This is a genomic window from Micromonospora sp. NPDC047738, from assembly GCF_040642675.1.
Taxonomy (GTDB): Bacteria; Actinomycetota; Actinomycetes; order Mycobacteriales; family Micromonosporaceae; genus Micromonospora.
In genome coordinates this window covers 182880-197978 of record NZ_JBEYSO010000005.1, presented here as the reverse complement: position 1 = coordinate 197978, position 15099 = coordinate 182880, and the positions used below count along the sequence as shown (strand labels likewise).

At 69.5% G+C, this 15099-nt stretch carries 13 protein-coding genes; 8 read left to right on the top strand and 5 right to left on the bottom strand.

The features are described from left to right. The first annotated feature begins 13 nt into the window (after positions 1–13). The gene (locus ABZ783_RS11070; RefSeq protein WP_357436219.1) at positions 14–253 is read left to right on the top strand and encodes a hypothetical protein; all 240 of its coding nucleotides are present in this window, start codon (positions 14–16) and stop codon (positions 251–253) included. 23 nt (positions 254–276) lie between these two features. Here ABZ783_RS11070 and ABZ783_RS11065 read toward each other — a convergent pair whose 3' ends face one another. Together ABZ783_RS11065 and ABZ783_RS11060 are read right to left on the bottom strand one after the other, a co-directional pair. Continuing rightward, positions 277–1443: a hypothetical protein gene (locus ABZ783_RS11065; RefSeq protein ID WP_357436218.1), complete on the bottom strand. Its 1167-nt coding sequence runs from the start codon at positions 1441–1443 to the stop codon at positions 277–279. A gap of 211 nt (positions 1444–1654) precedes the next feature. Then, positions 1655–2317 (bottom strand): methyltransferase domain-containing protein, encoded by a 663-nt coding sequence (locus ABZ783_RS11060; protein WP_357436216.1) that lies wholly within the window; start codon positions 2315–2317, stop codon positions 1655–1657. 251 nt (positions 2318–2568) lie between these two features. Here ABZ783_RS11060 and msrB point away from each other — a divergent pair, with 251 nt between their 5' ends. Next, positions 2569–3012, top strand: a complete 444-nt coding sequence (gene msrB, locus ABZ783_RS11055) for a peptide-methionine (R)-S-oxide reductase MsrB (protein WP_357436214.1) — start codon at positions 2569–2571, stop codon at positions 3010–3012. Between the two features lie 6 nt (positions 3013–3018). Here msrB and ABZ783_RS11050 read toward each other — a convergent pair whose 3' ends face one another. Further along, positions 3019–4188, bottom strand: coding sequence for an ROK family protein (locus tag ABZ783_RS11050; protein ID WP_357436212.1), 1170 nt, complete (start codon positions 4186–4188; stop codon positions 3019–3021). Positions 4189–4461: 273 nt separating this feature from the next. Between ABZ783_RS11050 and ABZ783_RS11045 the strand changes: the two genes are divergently transcribed. The 4 genes from ABZ783_RS11045 to ABZ783_RS11030 all read left to right on the top strand — a co-directional run bounded on the left by ABZ783_RS11045 (position 4462) and on the right by ABZ783_RS11030 (position 8452). Beyond that, positions 4462–5727 (top strand): extracellular solute-binding protein, encoded by a 1266-nt coding sequence (locus ABZ783_RS11045; RefSeq protein WP_357436210.1) that lies wholly within the window; start codon positions 4462–4464, stop codon positions 5725–5727. A 182-nt stretch (positions 5728–5909) separates the two neighbouring features. Further along, on the top strand, positions 5910–6752 hold the full coding sequence (locus ABZ783_RS11040; RefSeq protein ID WP_357436483.1) for a sugar ABC transporter permease: 843 nt from the start codon (positions 5910–5912) through the stop codon (positions 6750–6752). Next, a complete protein-coding gene (locus tag ABZ783_RS11035) occupies positions 6749–7651 on the top strand; it encodes a carbohydrate ABC transporter permease (RefSeq protein ID WP_357436208.1) in 903 nt (300 codons plus the stop codon). Before ABZ783_RS11040 ends, ABZ783_RS11035 begins: the two co-directional genes overlap by 4 nt. Positions 7652–7726: 75 nt before the next feature. Then, positions 7727–8452 carry a phosphotransferase gene (locus ABZ783_RS11030; protein ID WP_357436206.1) on the top strand — a complete coding sequence of 242 codons (726 nt, stop codon included), beginning with the start codon at positions 7727–7729 and terminating at the stop codon, positions 8450–8452. On the opposite strand, the gene ABZ783_RS11025 is transcribed toward ABZ783_RS11030, so the two are convergent. Continuing rightward, positions 8449–9066, bottom strand: a complete 618-nt coding sequence (locus ABZ783_RS11025) for a hypothetical protein (RefSeq protein WP_357436205.1) — start codon at positions 9064–9066, stop codon at positions 8449–8451. The two genes, ABZ783_RS11030 and ABZ783_RS11025, sit on opposite strands and share 4 nt — an antisense overlap. 281 nt (positions 9067–9347) lie before the next feature. Here ABZ783_RS11025 and ABZ783_RS11020 point away from each other — a divergent pair, with 281 nt between their 5' ends. Continuing rightward, a complete protein-coding gene (locus ABZ783_RS11020) occupies positions 9348–9920 on the top strand; it encodes a histidine phosphatase family protein (RefSeq protein ID WP_357436203.1) in 573 nt (190 codons plus the stop codon). 415 nt (positions 9921–10335) lie between these two features. Beyond that, the gene (locus ABZ783_RS11015) at positions 10336–11391 is read left to right on the top strand and encodes a S8 family peptidase (protein ID WP_357436200.1); all 1056 of its coding nucleotides are present in this window, start codon (positions 10336–10338) and stop codon (positions 11389–11391) included. Between the two features lie 62 nt (positions 11392–11453). Here the strand turns inward: ABZ783_RS11015 and ABZ783_RS11010 are convergent, their stop codons facing one another. Beyond that, entirely contained in the window at positions 11454–14696 is a 3243-nt protein-coding gene (locus tag ABZ783_RS11010; RefSeq protein WP_357436198.1) for a S8 family serine peptidase, read from the bottom strand. Positions 14697–15099 lie beyond the last annotated feature (403 nt).

The following is a 15099-nucleotide window of genomic DNA, read 5'->3' as shown; positions in this document are numbered from 1 at the left end:
GTACAGTGACCGGATGCGGCGGTGGACGATCGACGCGGGCGTCGTGGCAGTCAGTGGTGCCCTCACCTGGCTGCGGCTCACGTCGACGGCGGTAGCGCCGGACGACCGGGGAGCCGACGGGGTGGGGTACGCGCTCTGGGGGGCGGCGCAGCAGCTTCCGGCGACGGCACAGCAGGGGTTCAGCTGCTCCCTGCCGGGCCGCACACCGCCCGCCTGCCTGCTCAAGGGGCTTCGCCTGCTGGTGGCCGCTTGAGCAGGCGGGCGGCTTGCCCAGCACTACCTGGCGAGAATGTCCCAGCGCACCAGGCTGCCGCCCTCCGGCGGGTCGTTGGGCGTGACGATGCCTCGAACATCGCCGAGGAGCTGCCAGGCAGGCATGTCGTAACCGCAGCTGAGCCCGTCGCGGCCGTAGATCAACGGCGTCGGGGCCACCGACCAGATCACGGCGTCAGCGCTACGCGCGATGCCGACCACCGTCCGGGTGTCCGTCCGGCCGCACGCTCCGCTCGCGCCCGAGAAGGCCTCGAAGACGATGTACCAGTAGCCGTCGCGCCCCCTGGTCATGTCCGCCATACCTACGCCGAAGTTGGCCCAGTCCGGGGTCGGCGACAGGTCGATCTTCTGACGGACGCCGGTGTATTCACTGGCCAGCGTGTCGAGCCGGGCCACCCCGCGCGTCTGCTTCAGGCGCCCGGTCGCGTCGTGCCCGTGGAACGTCAGGAGGTAGCCGGTTCCGTCCTTCTCGATATCGGGCGTGCCGACCTCGTCGTCCCACGCACCGACCGCCCCGGGCCGAAGCAGCAGGGCGCTGTTCGACCAGTTACGCCCGTCGGTGCTGGTGACATATCGAACGGAGTGCAGGCTCCGTCCCTGCCCTGGAGCGACGTAGTTCGGGTCGTGGTCACGCTGCTCAAACACCATGACCAAGCGGGATCCGTCGGCGATGACGTCGGGCGAGTACACCCAGGTGCTCGTGACGTTGTCGTCGAAGCGGCAGCTCTGGCCCTGCTGGACCGTCTGCAGGGCCGACAACGGACGTCCTCCGTTGACCGGTGTCCAGGTGGCTCCGCGGTCGTTCGAGGTCGCCATCGCCACGCCTTGCGGAATGGAGCAGGTGGTCCCGGTCGGGCTGATGAAGGTCCGGTAGTAAATCAGGTACTGCCCGTTCCAGATGATCGAGGTGCTCTCGGCGTGACTGCCGATGGCCTCCGGGAACGGGGACCGGCTCGCCTGGTTCAGGGTTGCCGTCCCGTTGAACAGATCGGCCGGCTCGGCCGTCGGCCCGTCGTTGTTCGTCACATCCGGGTCCGGCGCGCCGCTGTGGGGCCACGCTGTCGCGACGTCCGTTTCGAACGGGCTCGCGTCGGCGGCACGGCCGACGATTATCGCGGCGGAAACGGCAACGAGCAGGACAGCGGCCAAACCTCGCATCTTCTTCGTCATGTCTCTCCACGCCGCGTCGGTCGCATTGGGGGGCAGTCTCGGACGGCTTTGTCCTGGCCGGCGCTTCCAGCCATATTTCGCGCTGGGCGCCGGCCTTACCGGTACGGCGGGCAAGAATAGTGCTCGTACGCCCAGAACTGCGACCGCACTCTTTCGGGTAGGCCGCTCCCCAGGCAACGATCTGTTTTTCGTCCGAATTCGCTGGCGTGGTTCAGCGCTGCTCGCGGCGGACCAGGACGACGTGGTCGACGAGGTTGCCCGTCTCGCCGTCCGGGCCCGTGCCCGTCCGGTGCGCGGCCCCGAGCCGTTCGGTGTGCCAGCCCTCCGGCTCGAGGTCGAGGGCGGCGAGGATCTCCTGGGGGCTGGCGAAGCGGGCGTGCGGGTGGCTGTCGCGGGCCCACGGCGGCGGCGCGCCGTGCTCCACGACCAGGAGCCGACCGCCGGGCGCGACCGCGCGCGCCGCCGCACGCAGCACCGCCTCCCGGGGCAGTTCCAGCGGGGACTGGAGGAACTGCGCCGAGACCAGGTCGTACCGGCCCGCCGGGAAGGTCCGGGTCAGGTCCTGCCGGGCCACGGTGATCCGGGACGCCACGCCGGCCCGGGCCGCCTCGGCGGTGAGCCGGTCCAGGGCGGTGGTCGAGATGTCGACGGCGGTGACCTGCCAGCCCTGGCCGGCCAGCCAGATCGCGTCGCCGCCCTCACCGCAGCCCAGGTCGAGCGCGGTGCCGGGCGGCAGCGCCTCGACCACCTCGGCCAGGACGGCGTTTGCCCGGCCGCTCCACACCCGCTCGCGCTGTTGGTACAGCTCATCCCAGAACCGGGCGGTGGCGTCGTCCACCGCCGGGTCCACCGGGTCCGCGTCGTGCTCGATCATGTTGCCCTCCTCGCCGGGCGGACGCCCGCCGCCCCCGACCGGGCGATGGTGCGCCGCCGGGAAACGAAACGGCAAGAAATCTTGCCGTTTCGGCAAACGCCGAGGTGGGCGGTGGCAGCCGACCGGAGCCGAGACGCGGCGGCGGGATTGGTGGTTACTCGACGGCACGCCGGGTAGGCATTCGGGCCGCGCCCTGTCGGGGGTGGTTGAACAGACTTTCTTGCCGCTTACCCATATCCGGAGGAAGCGCCGTGCCGCACGAGTACCGCAAGAGCGCCGAGGCAATTTCCAGGCTGTCGCCGGAGCAGTACCGGGTCACTCAGGAAGCTGGGACAGAGCCGGCCTTCGACAACGCCTATTGGGACAACAAGGAGCCGGGCATATACGTCGACGTCGTCTCCGGTGAACCGCTGTTCGCCTCCGTCGACAAGTTTGACAGTGGTACCGGCTGGCCGAGTTTCACCAGGCCCATTGAACCGAAGAATGTGGTCGAAGCACAGGAGTCGAGCCTGGGCATGGCTCGCACGGAGGTCCGGTCGGCGCACGGGGACAGCCACCTCGGCCACGTGTTCGACGATGGCCCCCCGGAGGCGGGCGGGTTGCGCTACTGCATGAACTCGGCGGCGCTTCGGTTCATACCGCGCGACGACCTCGAGCGCGAAGGCTACGGCGAGTACCGCGCGTTGTTTGCCTGAGCACCGCTACGGCACCCGGTCAGCCGGCTCTGCCGGCTCTGCCGGGCGAAGGGCGGCGAACGGAACGGTGTCGACCCCGAGGGCGAGCGCGATCCCACCGTACGCCGCCGCCCGCAGCGCCAGGTCGCTCTGCACCACCTCGACCGCCTCGGCCGCGGCAGCGAACGCGGTCTCAGCGAGACCACGCTGCAACGGCTCGCGAAGCAGGTCGGTGGCGGCGCCGAGTTCGTCGCCGAGGACGACGCGCTGCGGGTTGATGAGGTTGACCAGATTGCCCAGGGCGTAGCCGAGCTGCGTCCCGGCGTCGGCGACGAGCCGGCGGCAGCCGGGGTCGCCGTCCCGGGCGGCGGCGATGAGCGCGGCGAGGTCGGCCAGCTCGGGCTTGGCCTGCCGGGCGTGGGCGAGCAGCGCCCGGCCCCCGACGGCGAGCTCGACGCAGCCGCGGTTGCCGCAGCGGCAGACCGCGCCCCGGGCGTCGAGGGTGACGTGACCGAGCTCCCCGGCCGTGCCGGCGGCGCCGCGATACAGCCGGCCGTCCAGCACGATGCCGGCGCCGACCCCGGTGGCCAGCTTCACGTAGACGAGATCGCTGCAGCCGCGACCGGCACCCCAGACGTACTCGCCGAGCGCGCCGAGGTTGGCGTCGTTCTCGGCCCGGACGGGCCGGCCGAGCAGGTCGGCGAACGCGTCGGCCGGACGCAGGCCGGCCCAGCCGGGCAGCATCGGTGGAGAGCCGATACGCCGATCGCGGGTGATCGGGGCCGGCACGCCGAGACCGACGGCGACGATGTCGTCGCGGCCGGCGCCGATCCCGGCCAGGGCGGCGTCGAATAGGCCGACGGCTGTCGCGAGCGCGTCGTCCGGCCGGTCGTCGAGGTCGAAGTCGGTGCGGGTCTCGTACTCGCTGAGCACCTCGTGCGCGAGGTCGGCGAGGGCGAGCCGGACGTGGCGCCGGCCGATGTCGATGCCGGCGGCGAGCCCGGCGCGACGGGTCAGCCGGACGACCGAGGCGGGCCGGCCGCCGCCGGAGGGGCCGTGCGTGCTGGTGCGCTCGCCGATGAGACCGGCGGCGCCGAGGTCGGCCAGGGCGGCCGAGACGGTGGTCCGGGACAGACCGCTGAGCGCGACCAGCTGGGCTCGGGTGCTCGGTCCGTACACCCGCAGAGTCGTGGCCACGCGACGCACGATCGCGGGGGCGCCGGGACGCCACAGGGTCCGCGGGTCGATCCGCTGCCTGGCCACGGCGCGAATCTTCCTGTCCGCGCCAGAGTTCTGTCAAGAATCGACAAAACCAGCCGAGCTGGCCGGAGCATTGCCCCGGGATCACATTTTGATTGCCAACAGTTGACACAACTCAGGCGACAGCGCGAGGGTCACAGTAGACGTTTCTACCAAGCTTGGACATGTTCCATCACAGCCCCACACCCACGAGAACCTGATGGAGGACGTATGCGCTTGCGCACTCGCACGGCCGTCGCCGCGGCCGGCACGGCGCTCGCCCTGCTGGCGAGCGGCTGCGGCGCCGACGACGGCGACGGCGGAGCCGGCAGCAAGAAGGTCGAGGTCTTCACCTGGTGGGCCGACGGCGGCGAGAAGGCCGGCCTCGACGGCCTGGTCGCCCAGTTCAAGACCGACTGCGCGCAGTACGAGTTCGTCAACGGCGCGGTCGCAGGCGGTGCGGGGTCCAACGCCAAGCAGGTCCTGGCCTCACGGCTGCAGCAGAACGACCCGCCGGACACCTTCCAGGCCCATGCCGGCGCCGAGTTGACCGACTACATCAAGGCCGGTCAGATCGAGGACCTCAGCGCGGAGTACAAGGAGTGGGGCCTGGACTCGGCGTTTCCCAAGGGACTCGTCGACAGCCTGACCGTCGACGGCAAGATCTACTCGGTGCCGGCCAACATCCACCGTGCCAATGTGCTGTGGGGAAACAAGACCGTGCTGGCCCAGGCCGGCATCACCGCCCCGGCGACGACGCTGCCGGAGTTCTTCTCCCAGCTCGACACGCTCAAGGCCAAGGGGGTCGCGGCGCCGCTCGCGCTCGGCAAGGACTGGACGCAGCAGATGCTCTTCGAGGCGGTGCTGATCTCGGAGCTCGGGCCGGAGAAGTTCAGCGGCCTCTGGACCGGCCAGACCGACTGGGCCGGCACGGACATCACCGACGCCATCAACGACTACAAGAAGCTGCTGTCGTACAGCAACAAGGACCGCGACACCTTCGACTGGACCGACGCCGAGAAGCTCGTCATGGAGGGCAAGGCCGCCTACCAGCTCATGGGCGACTGGGAGGCCGCCGACCTCGACGCCAAGGGCTTCAAGGACTACAACTACTCGGTCTTCCCGGGCAACGGCAACGCCTACCAATGGCTGGCCGACTCGTTCGTGCTGCCCAAGAACGCGAAGAACCCCGAGGGCACCAAGTGCTGGCTGAAGACGCTGGGCAGCGCTGCTGGACAGAAGGCCTTCAATACCAAGAAGGGCTCGATCCCGGCCCGGACCGACGCCAACGCCACGGACTACCCCGCCTACCAGCAGGCCGCGATCGCCGACTGGGCCAAGGGCAAGCCCGTCCCGTCCTGCCCGCACGGCTCGGCCTGCTCGCAGGGCTGGCAGGGCGCGGTGGCCTCGGCGCAGGGCAAGTTCTCCAGCGACGGTGACGTCGCGGCGCTGCAGAGTGCGCTCGTCGCCGCTGCGAAGCAGTACGCGAGCAAGTAGAACCGACGGCGGCGTTGGGACAGGTCGCTGACCTGTCCCAACGCGTCGTCCATGATGGAGGACCGGTGACCACGAGAACCGCCACCCCGACGCTGCCACAGACCCGACCCAGCCCGAGCCCGGGAGCACGGCGGGCCCGGCTGCGCCGTTGGTTGCCGGGTCTGCTGCTGCTCTCCCCGTCGCTGATCGTGCTGGCCGTCTTCGTTTACGGGCTGATCGGCTGGACCGTGAAGCTGTCACTGTCCGACGAGCACGACGCCCTGGGCAACAAGGGCTTCGTCGGCTTGTCGAACTTCGTCGCTCTGTTCACCGAGGACATCAACGGCCGCTTCACCCACTCGCTGAAGAACCTGCTGATCTTCACCGTCGTGTTCATTGTCGGGGCCCTGCTGATGGGCGTGCTGTGGGCGTTCCTGCTGGAGCAGGGCGTGCGGGGCGAAGGTTTCTTCCGCGCCGTGTACCTGTTTCCGATGGCGGTGTCGTTCGTCGCGTCCGGCGTGGTGTGGCGCTGGCTGATGAACTCCGGCACGGGCGACCAGGCCGGTGGCCTCAACCGGATCTTCCACGACCTGCACCTGGGCTTCCTGGAGAACCCATGGTGGACCGACCCCGACTGGGGCATGGCGGCCATGGCGCTGCCGGCGATCTGGCAGCTGTCGGGCTACGTGATGGCGCTGTTCCTGTCCGGGTTCCGCGGCATCCCGGCCGACCTGCGCGAGGCGGCGGCGATGGACGGGGCGAGCACCTACCAGTTGTACCGGCACGTGATCTTCCCGCAGCTGACGCCGACCGCCCTTTCCGCCATGATCATCCTCGGTCACATGTCGATGAAGATGTTCGACCTCATCATGTCGGTCTCGGGCGCTCAGTGGATCACCGAGGTCCCCGCGGTCTACGTCTGGCAGACGCTGCTCACCAGCGACTACGCCAAGGCCGCCGCGATCTCGATCATCCTGCTGCTGCTCGTCGCCGTGGTGATCGTGCCCTACCTCATCTACAACAACCGGGTGGAGCGTCGTTCATGAGCGCCAGCACCATCACGCCCGCGCCGGAGGCGTCGACCAGCAAGCCGCTGGCCCGCCGGCCGCACGGCGGAATCAACCGACGCTCACCGCTGGGCCGCGCCGCGACGTACGCGCTCCTGGTCATCTTCCTGGTCATCGTCCTGATGCCCGCCTACGTACTGCTGGTCACCAGCCTCAAGTCGGGGCGGGAGATCGGCGTCAACGGCCAGTGGAATCTGCCGACGGAGTGGACGTTCGCGTCCTGGGAGAAGGCGTGGACCGCGCTGCGGCCGTCGTTCATCCGGACCTTCGAGCTGGCGATCCCGGTGGCACTCATCTCCTCGGCGCTCGGCGCGGCCAACGGCTTCGTGCTGTCGCGGTGGCGGTTCCCGGGTGCCGACGTGGTGTTCACGCTCATCCTGTTCGGCATGTTCATTCCCTACCAGGCGGTCATGATCCCGCTGCGTCAGATCGTGCACGAGATCGGACTCCCGCCCGGCATCCCGACGCTGGTGTTCGTCCACTGCGTGTACGGCATCCCGATCTGCACGCTGATCTTCCGCAACTACTACGCCACCACCGTGCCGGTCGAGCTCATCGAGGCGAGCCGGGTCGACGGGGCCGGGATGCTGCGCACGTTCGCCTCGGTGATGCTGCCGCTGTCCGCGCCCGGCTTCGTGGTGACCATCATCTGGCAGTTCACCTCGGCCTGGAACGACTACCTGTTCGCCATCTTCATGTCGAACACCCGCAACGGACCCATCACCATCGCGCTGAACGCGCTGGCCGGCGCTCAGTCCCCGGACTACGCGGCTTCGATGGCAGGGGCGCTCATCACGTCACTGCCGACCCTGCTCGTGTACATCGTGCTGGGCCGCTGGTTCATCGGCGGGCTCATGGCAGGCTCGGTCAAGAGCTGAACCCACCGGTCGAGAAGATGATTCAGTGTTCGCGGCCGTTAGGGTCGCGGAATGGGCCCAGGCAGCGAGCAGGACATGGAGCAACCCCTGGCCGGCGGGCGCTTGACGGCGGGTGTGGTCCGGGTTGGAGACACGGTGCGCCGTCCCGCCTCGCCCGCGTCGCCCTTCGTGGCGCGGCTGCTGGCTCATCTCGCCAAGGCAGGTTTCGACGGCTGCCCTCAGCACCTGGGGTGGGACCAACATGGTCGGGACAGGTTGTCGTTCGTGCCCGGTCATGTCCCGCCACGATGGCAGCACTTCGTCGACGACCAGGTCAGACAGGCAGCGACGCTGCTGCGGCAGATGCACGACGCCACGCGAGACTTGGCGTCCAGCCTCGGGGGTGAGGTGGTTTGCCATCACGACCCCGGTCCGAACAACACGGTTTTCCGCGACGATCAGCCGGTCGCGTTCATCGACTTCGACTTCGCGGCGCCCGGCCAGCCGTTGGAGGACGTGGGATACATGGCGTGGGCGTGGTGCATCTCGTCGCGCCCCGGCCGGGGGCCCGCGATAGAACAGGCCCGCCAGGTGCGGACCCTGGCAGACGCCTACGGCCTATGTCCGACCGACCGTGGCCGGCTGCCGGCCGCCATCTGCGGGCGGTTGCGCCGCAATGAGGCATTCTGGCGAGACATCCTCGAGGACGGAGCGGCCTCGAATGCACGCTCTGCCGAAGTGCTCGCCTGGACCCAACGCGAACTCGCCTACTTCGAGGCCAACCAGGAGACGTTCGCCGCCGCGCTGAACTCCGTGGGTTAGGGTCGCGATCCGGCCGCTATCGTGGTCGCGGCGGCGGCCAGCAGCTTCCTGAGCCGGGTATACGGAAACCGCTCCTCGGCCTCCGCCGGCGGTGCTACCCGGGTGCTGTAGAAGTCGGCGTCGTTTTCGTCGTCTTGCTCAGCCCACAGGTTGCCTGCCTCGTCGCGGTGCCACACCACCCGTTGGCCGCGGAAGTCGGCGCGTTCGAGCCAGTCGGCGCCACTGGGCCAGTAGCCGTCCCAGCCCTGGGGCCGCAGCGCGGCATACGCCGCGTCCACGCTGGCAACGGCGGCGTCCACGTCGTCGTCCTCGAAGACCGCGGCGAACCGGCAGAGCAAGGCCATCGGCGCTCCGGGGTGCGGCAGCAGCGGATCCCGCACGGCGACTGCCCGGCAGATCACATCCAGCTCCGACCAGCGCAGCGCGTACGGGTGCCAGTGCGCCAAGTCGTCCCAGCCCAGCTCAGCAGGCTCGGCGAAACCAGGTCCGGTGATGCCCAGCTCGTATGAGCCGAGCCGGGTGTCGACGTCGAGCAGGATGAGATGACCGCCACCGACGTCGAAGGTGACGTTGAGCGCGGTGTCCCGCTCGTCATCGTCATCGTCATCGAGCAACTCCGCTAGGACGCCGAGCCGATCGGCGCCGGGCCGTCCTCCGCTGCGAAGGTGTACCGCGCCCAGAATGCGGGATCGTGCAACGACTCGCCCAGGGGTACTGGAATGCCCATAGCACGATCATCGCCTGCCGACGCGGCACTCCGTCAGGCAGGGCCGGCCGCCGTCGACGACCGGCGCCCCCAAACGGGGGCCCGCCTCCCAACGCTGCTTGATCCGCGTCCCACCTGACGTCTGCCATGATCATCTGGAACGTCGGCCCGACCGAAGGGACAGCAACGATGGCTCGCACGCTTTTGTACCTGGTCCGTCACGGCGAGCAGGACCCAACGCTCGGCCATACGGCCGACGGCGGCCTCTCCGAACTGGGCCGCCATCAGGCAGATCGGCTCGGCCGACGGCTGAAGGGCGTGCCGTTCTCGGCGATCCACTACAGCCAGCTTCCCCGGGCGGTCCAGACCGCTGACGTGATCGCTGACTACCTGCCAGACGTCCCACGGCATGGCTGCGACTTCGCCATGGATCGAACGCCGGTGCCCTCCGTCGAACACCGCAGCGAGTACCCCGAACGCTTCCTCCCCTGGCTGGACCGGGTGCCGAGCGAGGAGCGCGACGAGGACGCCGCCGGATTGCAGGCCGCCGTCGAGCACTTCGGTGCCGCCGATGCCGAGGACCGGCAGGAGCTCGTGATCACGCACAACTTCGTCATCGGGTGGTTCGTCCGGCACGTCCTCGACGCTCCGACGTGGCGGTGGATGGGCCTCAACCAGGAGAACTGCGGGCTGACCATCGTGCAGTGGGACACCGACCGACCACCGACCCTGGTCTGCTTCAACGACACCGGGCACCTCTGATCCGATCCCGCCGGGGCAGCGCGCGGTTCGGTCGGTAGCTGATTGCCGGCGGTGTGCACCTCGACAAGCAGGCGCCCCGTCCGCTCGCCCTGGGCTAGCGCGCCCCAGGACATGTACCCCCGTCCTCGCGTGGGACCACCTCCGGCAACATGCAAGTCTTCCGATCCGTTAACCAAACAGCTAACTTCCTTCCATCGATTGGTTGAGTAGCTGATCAGCCGGTCGGTGCTCCAGAGGGGACCGGAAGGGGAGGAAGCAGATGGCAGATTCCGCATGCGCCAGGAGGTTTCTGGCAGCCGGATTCGCCGCGGTGGTCACGACCGCCGCGATCGGCGTTGGCACGGCGGCAAGCGCCGCTCCGGCGGAAGGCACGATCAGGGCTGCGGTCGGTGCGTCGGTAGCGGGTAGCTACATCGTGGTGCTGAAAGATGGCGCGGGTGACCAGGCGACCGCCGTCGCCGGTAAGCACGGCGCGTCCGTCACACACCAGTACCACAGCGTGCTGAACGGCTTTTCCGGCCGCATGTCGGAGCGGCAGGCACGCCGGCTCGCCGCCGACCCGCGGGTGGCGTACGTGCAGCAGGACGGCGTCTTCACCAGCACCGCGACCCAGACCAGCCCGCCGTCGTGGGGTCTGGACCGCATCGACCAGCGCACCCGGCCGTTGAGCGGCTCCTACACCTACAACACCACGGCGAGCAACGTGAAGGTGTACATCATCGACACCGGTATCCGGACCTCCCACACCGACTTCGGCGGCCGGGCGGCCTGGGGTACGAACACGACCGGGGACGGCAACAACACCGACTGCAACGGGCACGGCACGCACGTCGCCGGTACGGTCGGCGGCGCATCCCACGGCGTGGCCAAGGGTGTCAGCCTCATCGCCGTCAAGGTGCTCAACTGCTCGGGCAGTGGAAGCACCTCCGGTGTGGTGGCGGGTATCGACTGGGTGACCGCACAGAAGAACAGCAACCCGAGCCAGCCGATGGTCGCGAACATGTCTCTCGGTGGCGGTGCGGACACCACGCTGGACAACGCCGTCCGGAGGTCGATCGCGGCGGGCGTGACGTACGCGATCGCGGCCGGCAACGGCAACTTCCTCGGCCTGCCGCAGAAGGCCTGCAATTCCTCCCCGGCCCGGGTCCTTGAGGCGGTGACGGTCTCGGCGACCGACAGCACCGACAAGAAGGCGTCGTGGGCGAACTACGGCACCTGCGTCGACCTGTTCGCGCCGGGTGTGGACATCACGTCGTCCTGGAACTCGGGCGACAGCGGCACCAACACGATCAGCGGCACCTCGATGGCAACGCCGCACGTGGCGGGCGCGGCGGCGCTCTACCTGGCCAACAACCCGTCGGCGTCACCGGCGACGGTGGCATCGGCAATCAACAGCAACGCCACGACCGGTGTGGTGTCGTCGCCGGGCAGCGGTACCCCCAACCGGCTGCTCTACACGCTCAACTTCTGATCCAGCAGAGGAAGCGGCCCCGGCGACCGGTGATGGTCGCCGGGGCCGCCTCAAACAAATGATCAGCGCAGCTCGTACGCCCGGATGACGGTCTGGTCGAAGGTGTTGCCCATCGCGTCCGAGCCCGAGGCCTTGAGCGACACGAAGCCGCCCGCCTTCGGGTGCGGCACCGACACCTGCCACGACCCGCCGTGGTTCAGCACCGGCACCTTCTTCCAGGTTTTCCCGTCGTCGTACGACACCTGCACGGCCAGCTTGACCACACGTCCCGAGCCTTCGGTCTGGGTGATCGTCGCCGGGTAGACGCCCAGGTTGCCGGCCTTGCCGACGTTGTGGTCGTCAAGCAGCGGCGCGAAGCTGACCGCGGTCAGCGGCAGCGCCTTGAGCCTGTCGGTGTGCGCTGAGCGGAACGTCCAGCTGACCGACAGCTTGGTGGTCAGGCGCGTGTCGCGCTCCAGGCTGCCGTCGAAGCGGAACGTCGCCCCGCCCGGCGCAACGTCCTCGGCGAACACCCTCGGAGCCTGGTCGGACTCGGCGATCAGCGTGCCGTTGCGGTAGAGCGCCCCGTGCCCCGAGGTGATCCTCCCGAAGCCGGCGCGTCCCTGGCCGTCGCCGAGCAGCGCGGGCGAGATGAACATGACGTCGCCTTCACGCAGCGCCGGCACGGCGCCGGGGAAGAACGGTGCCACGCTCGGCCCGAACACACCCTTGTTCCACTGCTCCTGATAGGTGACCCCCGCGCGGTACGTGGCCAGCCCGCCCTGGTCGGTCAGCAGTTCCGGCCAATCCTCACCCTCGGCCGGCAGCTCCACCATCAACTCGTTCTGCCATGGCGCGTCACCCGCGTAGAGCTCCGTGCGGGTGAACGGGAGCGGGGTGGGCCAGCCGGTCGCCCAGCCGCCGCTGCCGTCCGGTGGGGCGAGGAAGGACAGCTTCACGCCGTTGGTGCCCGCCGCCGCCGCCGCGTACGAGGCCTTCACCGTGGCCAGGTCCTGCGGCCGCAGGTGCTTGACCAGCCCGCCGAGCAGGTCGTTCTTGCGGTGCCAGCCGACGTTGTAGACGTACGGCGAACGGGTCGGGTAGCCCTGCTCGTCCACCTCGGCCAGGACGCCGGTGAGCTGGGAGCTCAGGCCCTTCGCCGGCTTGGGTCCGACCAGTTTGGTGAACATCGAGGTGAAGTCGCTGCCCAAGACCCCGACTTCCAGGTCGAAGTTCGCGCCTTCGACATACCTCGCGCCGTACGACGTCAGCAGGGGCACCGCCTTCGGGTCGGGCACCGTGACCTCGAAGCCCTTCGCGCCGCGGGCGTCCATCGCCACCGTGACCGGCCCGCTGACCGAGAGTTTCGGATACACCAGCTGCGAGGTGCTGTAGCTGTCCCCGTTCTGCTCGCTGACCCAGCTGAACGCGAAGTACTCGCCGGGCGGCAGGCGCAGGTCGGCGCTCGCGCCGAAGGCCAGGTACTCCCGGCGGTCGTTCTTGCTCAGGATCACCGTGAACGCGCCTTCGGCCGGGTCGCCGTCACGCTCGGTCGCGGTGACCTTCACCGGGTGCTTGAGCTCCTCGCGTACCACGCCGAAGGGCGTCTGCACCGAGACGCCTGCCGCGGTCGCGGTGACCTGGCCGCCGAGGCCGCCGGTCACGTCGCCGCCCTGGCGGGTGTCGGCGGTGAGCGTCACCGAGGCCTGCCCGCCGGCCGGCACGGTCACCGTGTCGGCGCTGAGTGAGAAGATTCCGGGCGGCGCGGCGGTGGTCAGCGCGAGCTGCAGGGTCACCGCGGAGTTGCCGCCGTTGTGGTAGGTGACGACGCTGCTGCGCACATCGTCGTCGGCGTGCGGCCACTCCTGCAACCCGAACGTCACCGACGTCGGCGTGGTCGTGACCTGTTGGGTGATCGCTCGGGCCACGTCCACCCGACCCGCTCCCTGCGCGAACACGCCGACGCCGCTGGCCGGCTTGGCGGAGGCCATGAGCGCCGCCTTGAGCTGGGCGGGGGTCCACTGCGGGTGCGCCTGGCTCAGCAGTGCGGCTGCGCCCGCGACGTGCGGGGTGGCCATCGAGGTGCCGTCCAGCGGCATATAGAGCTGACCCGGTTCACCGAGGAAGCCGTCCTTGCTGCGCGCTGCGACGATGTCGACGCCGGGCGCGGCGATCTCGGGCTTGACGGCCCAACCGTCAGCGCTGGGGCCCCGGCTGGAGAACTCGGCGAGTTCGTCGGACTTGGTGAAGGCCGCGACGGCCAGCGCCGCGTCGGCGGTGGCCGGGGAGCCCACGGTGTCGTCCGCGCCGTCGTTGCCCGCCGCGATCACGAACAGCGTGCCGTGCTGCGCGGTCAGGCTGTTGACTGCCTGCTCGAGCGGGTCGACCTCGGGGGTGTTCGGTCCGCCGAGGCTCATGTTGACCACGTCCGCCCCGGACTCGGCGGCCCACTGCATGCCGGCCACGATCCATGACTCCAGGCAGCCGAACTCGACGCAGACCTTGCCGTCGAGCAGGGACGCGCCGGGAGCGGCGCCCTTGTACTTCCCGCCGGAGCCGGCGCCGCTGCCCGCGATGGTGGACGCGACGTGGGTGCCGTGGCCGACGTGGTCGCGGTCGTCCTCCTCGCCCTCGGTGAAGTTCTGCCGTGCGGAGATCTTCCCGGCCAGGTCAGGGTGCGCGGTGTCGATGCCAGTGTCGAGTACGGCGACGCGGACGCCGGTGCCGTCGAAGCCGGCGGACCAGGCCGTGGGCGCGCCGATCAGCGGGACACTCTGGTCCAGCGCGGGTTTGCGTACGGCGTCGAGCCAGATCTTGCCCCTGGTCAGGCCGGTGCGGGTCGCCTGCCAGCGGTCAGCGAGCGACGCGATGGGCGTCTCGGCGGTGAAGCCCTGCACCGCGGGGAGTCGCCGCTGGGCGGACAGGCCGGGTGCGGTGGTGGCGCCGGAGACGATCAGCCGCAGCGACGACGGGCTTGTGGCCTGCGCCGCGAGCAGTTCGGTCAGGTCGAACAGCCGCTGGTCGAGCCGGTCTGCCCGGAGCAGCGGCACGGCGTCGGACGGGATGAGGTACTGGTGTCCCCCGGTCCGGTAGCTGTGGAACGTGACGCCCTTTCGCGGCGTGGCGCTGACGCGGCCGTTGCCAAGCACGGTCACCCGGTCACCGCTGATCAGCGTCACGGTCCGGGCCTCTCCAGTGGCCGGCGCGGACTTGGCCGCTTGAGGTGCGGCCGCCTGCTTGGCACCCGCGATGCCGGGCGCGCCCGCCAGCAACGCAGCGACGATCCCCCCGGCCAGCAATGCTCTTGTGCTTCTGCTGGAACGCATAGGCCTCCCCGTTCATTCGAGCAGTCCGCCTTGACTGTCGCTTGTAGAGACGCTCGGCCGCGTCGATAAGTTGCTGAAACCAGGTGAGCAATTTGGAAGGTGCCTGACAGGCCGCCGAGCGTCTATGTGCGGGGGGGCGCGGCATGGCTCACCGCCGGCCCATCCACCGGTCACTGCGACAACGCATCTCGAGCTACGACGTGCCGCTGCCGGAAGCCGGTGGATCCGACCGCGAGGCCAGTACCGGCTGGTCGGGTGACGTCGGCCGCATCCAGTCAGGCGAGGGCCCGGGTCGAGAGCCGGCAGCGGAGCGGCGCCGGCGCTGCGTCGGTCGCGTTTGGCATCCACAGGCGACAATTCGCATTTGTCGCCGCCACGGCCGATCGAGTATCCACATCACAGC

Excerpts from the sequence above, each read along its gene's own strand:
- ABZ783_RS11070 (WP_357436219.1), top strand. The coding sequence starts at position 14 with ATGCGGCGGTGGACGATCGACGCGGGCGTCGTGGCAGTCAGTGGTGCC.
- ABZ783_RS11065 (WP_357436218.1), bottom strand. The coding sequence starts at position 1,443 with ATGACGAAGAAGATGCGAGGTTTGGCCGCTGTCCTGCTCGTTGCCGTT.
- ABZ783_RS11060 (WP_357436216.1), bottom strand. The coding sequence starts at position 2,317 with ATGATCGAGCACGACGCGGACCCGGTGGACCCGGCGGTGGACGACGCC.
- ABZ783_RS11045 (WP_357436210.1), top strand. The coding sequence starts at position 4,462 with ATGCGCTTGCGCACTCGCACGGCCGTCGCCGCGGCCGGCACGGCGCTC.
- ABZ783_RS11035 (WP_357436208.1), top strand. The coding sequence starts at position 6,749 with ATGAGCGCCAGCACCATCACGCCCGCGCCGGAGGCGTCGACCAGCAAG.
- ABZ783_RS11030 (WP_357436206.1), top strand. The coding sequence starts at position 7,727 with ATGGAGCAACCCCTGGCCGGCGGGCGCTTGACGGCGGGTGTGGTCCGG.
- ABZ783_RS11020 (WP_357436203.1), top strand. The coding sequence starts at position 9,348 with ATGGCTCGCACGCTTTTGTACCTGGTCCGTCACGGCGAGCAGGACCCA.
- ABZ783_RS11010 (WP_357436198.1), bottom strand. The coding sequence starts at position 14,696 with ATGCGTTCCAGCAGAAGCACAAGAGCATTGCTGGCCGGGGGGATCGTC.